This window comes from Christiangramia marina, assembly GCF_048285865.1.
GTDB classification, from domain to species: Bacteria; Bacteroidota; Bacteroidia; order Flavobacteriales; family Flavobacteriaceae; genus Christiangramia; species Christiangramia marina.
Genome location: NZ_JBLVTK010000003.1, coordinates 102,887 through 112,431 on the forward strand (window position 1 = coordinate 102,887; position 9,545 = coordinate 112,431).

Consider the following 9,545-nt stretch of genomic DNA (forward strand, 5'->3'; position numbering starts at 1 on the left):
ATTTCAATGTTGATCTTCAGGTTATTTTAGCACATTTACTCCTTTTAAATTCTCCCGAAGGGATTAGATGTCAAATAATTTTTTGATAGGTTTATTCTGAAAACTCCTACCAGGACTCCAATTTAAATATAATTACCGAAATCTCTGAAACCTGAAGCGCTTGAAACTTTTAGTTTTTAGGAATGCGGTTCATTTTGGATATCTTTGCGGGAAAATCAAGCCTTTGTTCAGGAAAAGATTCTTCTATTTTATTAAAGTACAGTATTTGGGCTATCGCTTACATGGATGGCAAAAACAGCCAGATGTGAAAACGGTTGAAGGTTTGATCACTAAAACCTTTGGCTGGATCATGCCCGGCGCAAAATACAAGATCCTTGGAACCAGCCGTACAGATGCCATGGTATCTGCGGAAGAGTCGGCTTTTGAATTATTTCTTGATCATGAACCGCTGGAAGATTTGCAGGAATTCCTCAAACTATTAAATAAAAATCTACCACAGGATATTCGAGCTTTAAGTATTGAAGAAGTAGATGATAAATTTAATATCATACAGGATTCGAAAACAAAGGAATATGCCTATTTATTTAGCGTTGGTGACAAGTTCCATCCATTTTGTGCTCCATTTATGGCAAATTTCCAGGAAGATTTGGACATTGAAAAAATGAAAGAAGCCGCAAAGCTTTATCAAGGCAGGCATAATTTTAAGAATTATTGCGTGCGGGTATCTGAAAAAAGCACTTTTGAGCGTGAGATGCTAAGATCTGAACTTGTTGAGAATACGCTTTATACCGCTAATTTTTTCCCTGAAAATTCCTATATATTTCATATTCACGCATCAGGTTTTTTAAGACACCAGGTTCGCTTAATGATGGGAACGCTTATACAGGTAGGACGCGGTGAATTAAGTCTTGATGAAATTGAAGAAAGCCTAAGACCAGATACCCCACATTTACAAATGGACTTTATTGCCCCGGCATCTGGATTGATCCTGAGAAAACTGGAATTTGATTAGCAATCTATTTATCAGCAATGATCTTAAGACCTAGCTTGATCGTCTCATAAGGGATGGCTCCTTCAAAATGTTCGAAGTATGCTTTCAATGAATTAGGATCGTTAAGATCAGATTTTGCTTTTTTGATCGCTTTTAGATCAGATTTTGGAACGAACTGATGCAGGTTGATCTCCTCTTCCTCGTCATAAAGTTTTATCAGGTGCGCGTAGATCGTATTGGTTGAAACGCCTTTTTCTTTTGCCATTTCCTCTATACTCAATCCACGTTCATACAATTCCAGTGTTTCCTTAAAGGTGTTAGACTTTTTAGAGCGCTTCGTTTTCGGTTTTTTCTCTCTTTTATCTTTACTGAAGGCAATGATCTCTTTGATAAAGCGATAGCCATAGTCTTCCATTTTCTTACGACCAACACCATCGATCAGCAGGAATTCTGCATCAGACATTGGACGTTGTTTTTCCATATCCTTTAATGCAGCATCGTTGAAAATAAGGTAGGCAGGAATATCTTCTTCCTTTGCGATGGAAAGTCGTAACTGTCTTAGTTTTTCGAACAGCGAATTAGAAGATGACTCTTTTTTATCCTTTTCAGCTTTCTCCACCTGTTGTTTAACATCTGCCAGAAAAACCTTCTCCTTGCTGAATAGAACTGACTTAGCATTTTCAGTTAACTGGAGATGATTGTTTTTATCAAAAGCGATTTCCAGCAAACCAAGGTTGATCAATTGTATAATATACTGCTGCCAGTTTTGCCAGGAAATATCTTTCCCGATACCATAGGTAGAAAGCTCCTGGTAATTGTTCTTACGAACCACTTCATTTTGTGAACCCCTTAGAATATCGATAACTACGGAAATTGGTTCAGACGCTTTAAGTCGGTAGATACATGAAAGTGCTTTTTGTGCGATGATCGTACCATCAAAGAATTCCGGTGGATTCCGGCAAATATCACAATTACCGCAATCTTCCTGAAGGTACTCTCCAAAATACCCAAGCAGGATCTTCCTTCTGCAGGAAAGTGCTTCAGAATATTGCTTCATTCGATCAAGCTTTGCCAATTGAACTTCTTCATTCTTCGCATTCGAAGCAAATTTCTGAAGCTGGATCACATCAGCATAAGAATGAAACAACAGTGTTTCAGATTCCAGCCCATCTCTACCGGCACGTCCAATTTCCTGGTAATATCCTTCCAGGTTCTTTGGCATGTTATAATGAATAACCCAACGGATATTCGATTTATCGATACCCATACCAAAAGCGATGGTTGCACAAATGATCTGTTTTTCGTCATTGATAAAATCATCCTGTATCTGTGAACGTTGATCATGATCGATCCCTGCATGATAGGCTTCTGCCTTGAATCCTTTCGCTTTCAGTTTTGCAGCAAGCTCTTCGGTAGTTTTTCGGCTTAAACAATAGACGATTCCACTTTCAGAAGTACGATTTTTGAGAAATTTTGCAATCTGCTCAAACCGCTTGATACCAGGTTTTACTTCCAGGCTTAGATTCTTCCGGTCGAAAGATGCAATATGTTTTTTGGCAGCAGGGATATTAAGTTGCCGGCAGATATCATTTCTAGTGGCTTTATCTGCAGTTGCGGTAAGCGCCAGGATTGGAGTTGAAGGGAACCTGTTCTTAAGATATCCAAGTTGTGTATAGGCCGGGCGAAAATCATGTCCCCAACTCGAGATACAGTGTGCTTCATCGATGGCGATTAGACTAACTTTTCCATCCACCAGGAAACGATCAACGATTTGAAGACTTTCCGGAGCAACATATATAAGTTTAAGCTCTTTATTCTCAATTTGCTTAAAAATAGCTTCACGTTGATCTTCGGTCTGGCTACTGTTGAGGTAAGCGGCGGGAACACCATTGGCGTTCAAACCGTCTACCTGGTCCTTCATGAGAGCTATAAGTGGTGAAATTACGAGGGTAATTTCAGGTAATAAGATTGCGGGAAGCTGGTAACAAATAGATTTCCCACCACCGGTTGGCATGATCACCAGGTTATCTTTTCCATCGAATACAGATTGTATGATCTTCTTCTGTAAGGGTCTAAACTTCTCATATCCAAAATACTCCTTCAGAGTATCCAGCAGCTTAACTTCATTCATGGCGCAAAGGTAAAATTAAAGGTTCAGAACAACCAGTGGAGAGGTCAATTTTCAGAAGGAATAAACAGTCCCTTAGCCAGGGTGCAATCTAGAGTATTGACAGATTATTCCTATTTTTATGAAAATTAAAGTTTATATGGCGAAACGAAGAAAGCTGTTGCTAAGGCGTCCCAAACATACTAAGACGGTAAACCAGGTGCCTGGAACGATGACCTACGTGGGTCACAAAGAATCTTCAGAAACCAAACTTGAAGTGATCGATTATAATGCCGACCAATATGAAAGGTATACTTCCAATTCGCCAGATGATGCTTTTAATTATGTAGATGAAAAAAGTGTTACCTGGTTCAATATTGACGGACTAAATAATATTAGTGAAATCGAAAAACTTGGGGATTACTATGAGTTGCATCCACTGGTGATGGAAGATATCGTAAATACCGGGCAGCGACCTAAAATTGAAGAATACCAGGATTATCTTTTTATAGTTGCGAAAATGCTTTATCACAAGGATGGAGAAATTGAAAATGAGCATATTAGTATGATCGTTGGTAAAAACTATGTCATCACCTTTCAGGAATCTGATGGTGACGTTTTTGACCCTATTCGAGAACGTTTGGAAACTTCTAAAGGAAGGATAAGAGGTAAGGGAGCAGATTACTTAATGTTCGCGCTTCTGGATGCCATTATTGATAATTATTTTCTGGTGATCGATGATATGAGCGATCGTATCGAACTACTAGAAGAAAGTCTGTTCACTAACAGACCAAGTGATGATATTGTTTACGAGATACAGGATCTAAAAAGAAACATTCTTAGAATTAGGCGTGCTGTTTTCCCTCTGCGTGAAGTGATAAGCCGACTGGAAAAACTGGAAAACGAGATTATAGATCCACACACAGGGAATTATATTAGAGATTTATATGATCATATAATTCAGATCTCAGAAAACATCGAAATTTACCGGGAAATGATTTGGGGTCTTATGGATATGTATATGACCACGATTAGTAACAAAATGAACGAGGTCATGAAAGTACTTACCATCATGGCGAGTATTTTTATTCCGCTTACCTTTATCGCTGGAATCTACGGAATGAATTTCGAATATATTCCGGAATTGCAATGGAAGTATAGTTACTTTGTACTTTGGGGAGTAATGATCATCATATTCCTTTTAATGCTTTACTATTTTAAACGTAAAAAATGGCTTTAAAATTCACTAAGATCGCTAAAATTACTGCCTGCAGTGTATTTATTCTGATAAGTTCCAATATTTCAGCTCAGTCTGAAACTGATACTGATAAGGAAATGAATAAAATGTATGTAGGAACCTATACTAAGAAAGAAGGCCATGTAGATGGCAAAGCTGAAGGGATCTACCTGCTACATCAGGATCCTGATAATGGGAGTCTTACTAACTGCGGTACACAGGCTAAGATCATTAATCCTTCGTTCGTAAAAACAGGAAGACAAGGAAAGTTTCTTTTTGCGGTTAGTGAACTGGGACCGGGAGACGATAAGTCCGGTTATGTATATTCTTACCAGATCCAGGAGAATGGAAACCTTAAGGAAATTAGTAAACTTTCTACCGGAGGCCATGCTCCCTGTCATATCGCCCTGGACAGATCTGGAAAGTTTGTATTCGTTAGTAACTACATGGGTGGGGTAGTAGCTACTTATAAAGTTAAGTCTGATGGAGCCCTTGAAAAGGTGAGTGAATTAAAACTTCCTGAAGCTGAAACCGCTCACGCACATACAGTTAAAATAAGTGGTGACAATAGAACTGCATATGTTGCAGATCTTGGTAATGACCGACTTTTAGTATACGAATTTGATGTTGCCAGTGGAACACTTTCAAAACATGAAAATTTTCAGGTGCAACTTCCTGAAGGTGCTGGTCCAAGACATTTAAGCCTGAGTAGAAATGGTAATTTTGTTTATAGCATGAATGAGCTGAATTCTACTGTGACCACCTATAAGGTTTTAAAGGGTGGTGCACTTGAAATTGTACAAACTCTTAGTTCTTTGCCTGAAAGTTACCTGGATAAAAATTCTGGAGCCGATATTCATATAGGCAAGGAGGGAAAATTTCTTTATGCCAGTAATCGAGGTCATAATAGTATCGCTATATTTAGTATAGATCAGGTGAACGGAACACTAAAGAATGTTGAATTTGTTCCGGTAGCTGGAAAGACACCACGAAATTTTGCCATATCACCTTTCGGAAAATACTTATATGCCGCCAGCCAGGATACTGGAAATATAACAACTTACACGATCAATCCTGAAAGCGGAAAATTAAAGATTCAGGAACCCATATTTGAAATTAAAACCCCGGTCTGTCTGGAGTTTCAGAAATAAAAAAAAGCAGCCAATTGGCTGCTTTTTTTCTATACGTCCTGAACGACAAAGAAACCATCGTTTCCCTGTGACTGGTATAGCGGCATGAAAATATAAGCATCCCATTCGCTATAAACTTTCTCTCCGTTCTGTTCGGCTAGTAGTTCGCCTTTTTCGATTTTCTGAAAATTCTCATATCCTTCTTTCATTTTGAAAGTATCTCCATCCTCCAGGCCATGGCGGTGAATTATTTCAAAGGTCTTTTGATCTGGAGCATTCTTTTTACTGAATCTTTCTACACATTCCGGATGGGTGGAAATTTTTGAAAGATCTAATTTATTTGCTTCCTTCAGTGCTAACCAGATGACCCCTTCATGATTTTCTTCAGAAGTATCATCTGTATGCTGACCAGCTTCGAATACAAAACCAGTCATTCCAGTTCGGCTCAAATAATGGTCAATGTCTCCCGTAATGATATCACTGAAACCTCTAATGATATAAGTCGGAAAATTATGCGCCCATTCATCATTGTCGTTCACTTCCTGTACCGAGACATAAGGCAAACTTGCCGATGAGGTGGTATGGCAATCCAGAAAATACCTTTTCGTATGGTCCTTTTCAGGATAATTGTTTAGTACCTTAATGATCTCGAACATTTCTTTTTGCTCATGAGTTTGAGGATCATTTTTCTGAATATTTTCTTCTGTCCAGGTTCTGTTGAGGTCCTCGTCTATATAACGTTTGTTCTCATTAAGTGCTTTCTGGTTCCCGGAAACACCAACAATTTTACCCTCGATCTCAGGTTTGGTTTTTTCCAGTTGTTTAAAAACCTCCTTTAGAGCGAATACGCCACTTGGTTCATTTCCATGGATCCCAGCTGTAACGAATAGTAACGGGCCGGGTTCTCCTGAAGAATATTCTCCTATGATCCTGTCTACGTTCTCTTCTAGCTTCTCTTTCATAAAATTAATCCATTGTGGCCAGAGTCCTGTTGCTCAACTGACCTTTATACATATTCTTATACTCAACTTTTCTTTCAATCGCCTCGATGATATAATCTGTAAACGGGGAAAGTCCAATATCCTTGAAATGTTCCATTCCACCCGGGCTTAGTACATTGATCTCGATCAATTTATCCTTTACGATATCAAGTCCCACGAAAAATAATCCGTCACGAATTAATTTAGGTGCTGTAAGATCAACGATGCGTTGCATTTCCGGAGTTAGCTCACTACTATCTGCAGTAGCTCCTAGACTGAAATTACTACGGAATTCTCCTTCGCCTGCTACCCGTCTAATAATTGCTTTTTCGCCATCTCTTTCCATGATTTTACCATTTAGTAATAAGACACGTACATCACCATCTTTTACATCTGGTAAAAATTCCTGTGCGATGACGTATCCCTGAGAGCTTAAATGATCGATGATCTGGTTTGTATTTTTCTCATGTTCATCTATAAGATACACATCCTGTCCTCCTGAACCTTCCAGGGGTTTCAGGACCATCTTTTTATTCTGTTTCTCCCAGAAATCTAAAAGTTGATCCTTGTCCCTTGTAATGATAGATGCTGGTTTAATTTCCTGAGGTAACTCTTCGAAATATAATTTATCAATAAAAGCATGGGATAGGGCATAGGCATCGTTTAGAACCAGAACATCCAGTTGCTGGATCATTCTTCCAAATGCGACACCAGCCTGCTCAGCCCATTGTCTTCCTTCTTCTTCGGTAGGATTGTTTCTAATAAAAAGAACATCCAGTATCGTACAGTCAATTTGCTTTTTTATAGCCTTTGGACCCTGCAAAGCTTCCAGAAACTTCTTAGTAGACTTGGTTTTAGTATCCTTTGGTAGTTGAGTAGAATTTATAGTGATAGGTTTATCATGGTGGAAATTAAAATCTCCAACACCCATTGCATAAACTTCATGACCTCTTTGATGAGCCATCTGCATTAGCGCGTTCGATGTACCATCTTTCTCTGTTGCGACATCATTTAATACAAAACATATTTTCATTTACATACCATTTGTGGAAGGCTTAAACCATTCCTGATTAATTTCAATTTTTCGAACATTTGTTCACTATGTAGAAACCGGGGTTTTATCCTTAGCGGTTCCAAAACTTTTCTATCTGTTAATTCCCGGATTATATTTGTGTGCTTGATTCCGTATTTACCGGCTAGCAGAATCTCATAATCATCATAATTCTTAAGGTGCTCTTTAAGTAGAACAAGTCCCTTTAAATAAATAATGTCTTTAATGAATCCACCGCCCTGCATAATTCGGGAAGTGATATTGAAGGCTCTTTCCGCAGAAAAACCGTAATCCATTTTTAGTAATCTGAATATTTCCTGGAAATTCGCACCTTCTAAAACTGCCTGTCCTGCCAGCACTCTTCCAGCAAGTATTCTAAGTCTGTTTGCTGTGAGACCATCTACCATAAATTCAGACATTACGGCCAGACCTTCCTGTAGTGGATCATAATCTGCCAGGCCAATGCTTAATTGTTTTAAAGGTTGCCTGCTTCCATTGTAATAAGTGAGAACATGCGTTCCAACTTCGTGCTGAATAAGTGCTTCTGCCTCGATACGACTCATTTCATAATCTGCAGGAATGTATAATTCTCCATGAGAAACCATCATTACGTTCACATCTTTTCGAATATGCACCTTGCAATTAAAGTTTGCATCCTGTTGCTTGAAATAATCAAATTCTTTTCGGGCAAGGCTGCTAAATTCTTTCGCATCAATAATATCATTCGACTCGTTATAGGTTTCTTCCGGTACTTCGTTGAGAATATTCTGAGCCTCTTCGCATAATTGTCGATCCACGCCTTTGTAAAGCCGAATGCTATCGTACAGAAAGTTGCTGGACCCACGTTCGCCCAGCATGGTGATTTGCATATCCAGTTCTTCGCGTTTTTCTCGAAATAGATAGGACATCGCAGGATCGTCAATATCTTCGATCTTTAAATTGTACAGTCTGCGCTTTAAAATATCAGGATCAACGGGAAGTAGGCGATAATGATAGTCCAGAACATTCTGATATTTACTTTTAAAGAATTCTTCCTTGATTTCATGAATATTGGCAGGAGAAACCAGCCAGAGGAATTGATATGATTTTTCAATATCTGCAAGCTGCTTATCAATATCAAATACGACTTGCTTTAAATATTTTCTTCCCAATGCATTGAAGCTGGCGACGCCGCCTGTGGTTTGTACCCTGATAAAGTCAAAGAACGACCTATGCATGGCCTTGATAAGGAAGTCTTTAAAATTTCTGAAAAAGACTGGGTATAACTTATTATTCTCATTCCTGTAAACTGGAGGAATTTCAAGGCTTACCAGAACAGCACCGCAATTCTTAGCTTCCTCAATACTCATAAGATCTTCGGAATCTTCCGCACGCCTATGTACCGTATCTACAATTTCTGTATCTAAATAAAGGCCGGTGAAAACTTCATTTATGGTATATAGATCCTTCTGAAGGGTTTCTAAACTGGTAGGCAGTTTTTCAGCAGGACCTTTAATACGCAATTTTTGAGAGTCCTCATTTCCGGCATAAATTTCGAACAGCAGGTATGATTTCATTTCTACTGATAGCAAATTGGAAATAGCGATCAGTAAGTTTCGATAACCGGCAAAATCTCGATTTCCGATAACCATATAGGAAGATTCACTGGTAATAAACCTTTTAGTTCCTTTATCATTTGATTTTTTACGGTAGATAACCAGGTAGGGTAATTCTTTTTCAATATGCAAAATCCCCATTCCGGGAAGCATACAGCTTATCTCCTTATTTTCCTTAAGAATTGTTAAGATTTGTTGAATGTAATTTTCAGATAGATCAGGTATTTCCTGCATAATTTGAAAATGTATATTTTAACCCTCTCTAAACGCCATGTTTGGTGAGGATCTGGTTGGTTTTATAACATTAGTTTACTCCAATTTAGGAAGAATTAGCCGTTCAAAATCTGTCTGAGATCTTTTGACAAATTTTTATGACAGGCTTAGTAAAAATTAGGAAATGGCGAGGAATCTATTAAAAACAAAAAAGCCTTCCATAAGGAAGGCTTTTCGTGAT

At 38.4% G+C, this 9,545-nt stretch carries 7 protein-coding genes; 3 read left to right on the forward strand and 4 right to left on the reverse strand.

Annotated elements, in window-relative coordinates; translation table 11 throughout:
* Positions 1 to 223 precede the first annotated feature (223 nt).
* A complete protein-coding gene (truA, locus tag ACNKXS_RS11245; RefSeq protein ID WP_417921248.1) occupies positions 224 to 1,012 on the forward strand; it encodes a tRNA pseudouridine(38-40) synthase TruA in 789 nt (262 codons plus the stop codon).
* A gap of 4 nt (positions 1,013 to 1,016) precedes the next feature.
* On the opposite strand, the gene recQ is transcribed toward truA, so the two are convergent.
* Positions 1,017 to 3,122, reverse strand: a complete 2,106-nt coding sequence (gene recQ / locus ACNKXS_RS11250) for a DNA helicase RecQ (protein ID WP_417920926.1) — start codon at positions 3,120 to 3,122, stop codon at positions 1,017 to 1,019.
* A gap of 136 nt (positions 3,123 to 3,258) precedes the next feature.
* On the opposite strand from recQ, the gene corA reads away from it, so the two are divergent.
* Both corA and ACNKXS_RS11260 read left to right on the forward strand, forming a co-directional pair.
* Positions 3,259 to 4,338 carry a magnesium/cobalt transporter CorA gene (gene corA, locus ACNKXS_RS11255; RefSeq protein WP_417921249.1) on the forward strand — a complete coding sequence of 360 codons (1,080 nt, stop codon included), beginning with the start codon at positions 3,259 to 3,261 and terminating at the stop codon, positions 4,336 to 4,338.
* Complete coding sequence (locus ACNKXS_RS11260) at positions 4,329 to 5,486, forward strand: lactonase family protein (protein ID WP_417920927.1); 1,158 nt, start codon at positions 4,329 to 4,331, stop codon at positions 5,484 to 5,486. The genes corA and ACNKXS_RS11260 overlap by 10 nt, the downstream gene beginning before the upstream one ends.
* A 29-nt stretch (positions 5,487 to 5,515) precedes the next feature.
* Here the strand turns inward: ACNKXS_RS11260 and ACNKXS_RS11265 are convergent, their stop codons facing one another.
* Genes ACNKXS_RS11265 through ACNKXS_RS11275 form a run of 3 tightly spaced genes read right to left on the reverse strand, consistent with a single transcriptional unit; the run spans position 5,516 to position 9,325 of the window.
* Positions 5,516 to 6,427 carry a succinylglutamate desuccinylase/aspartoacylase domain-containing protein gene (locus ACNKXS_RS11265; RefSeq protein WP_417920928.1) on the reverse strand — a complete coding sequence of 304 codons (912 nt, stop codon included), beginning with the start codon at positions 6,425 to 6,427 and terminating at the stop codon, positions 5,516 to 5,518.
* A 4-nt stretch (positions 6,428 to 6,431) separates the two neighbouring features.
* Entirely contained in the window at positions 6,432 to 7,478 is a 1,047-nt protein-coding gene (locus ACNKXS_RS11270) for a glutathione synthetase (protein ID WP_141877672.1), read from the reverse strand.
* Positions 7,475 to 9,325: a flavohemoglobin expression-modulating QEGLA motif protein gene (locus tag ACNKXS_RS11275; RefSeq protein ID WP_417920929.1), complete on the reverse strand. Its 1,851-nt coding sequence runs from the start codon at positions 9,323 to 9,325 to the stop codon at positions 7,475 to 7,477. The genes ACNKXS_RS11270 and ACNKXS_RS11275 overlap by 4 nt, the downstream gene beginning before the upstream one ends.
* Positions 9,326 to 9,545: the final 220 nt, after the last annotated feature.

What these genes read in the sequence shown, in the direction of transcription:
- recQ (WP_417920926.1), bottom strand. Translation starts at nt 3,122, where the DNA reads ATGAATGAAGTTAAGCTGCTGGATACTCTGAAGGAGTATTTTGGATAT.
- corA (WP_417921249.1), top strand. Translation starts at nt 3,259, where the DNA reads ATGGCGAAACGAAGAAAGCTGTTGCTAAGGCGTCCCAAACATACTAAG.
- ACNKXS_RS11260 (WP_417920927.1), top strand. Translation starts at nt 4,329, where the DNA reads ATGGCTTTAAAATTCACTAAGATCGCTAAAATTACTGCCTGCAGTGTA.
- ACNKXS_RS11265 (WP_417920928.1), bottom strand. Translation starts at nt 6,427, where the DNA reads ATGAAAGAGAAGCTAGAAGAGAACGTAGACAGGATCATAGGAGAATAT.
- ACNKXS_RS11270 (WP_141877672.1), bottom strand. Translation starts at nt 7,478, where the DNA reads ATGAAAATATGTTTTGTATTAAATGATGTCGCAACAGAGAAAGATGGT.
- ACNKXS_RS11275 (WP_417920929.1), bottom strand. Translation starts at nt 9,325, where the DNA reads ATGCAGGAAATACCTGATCTATCTGAAAATTACATTCAACAAATCTTA.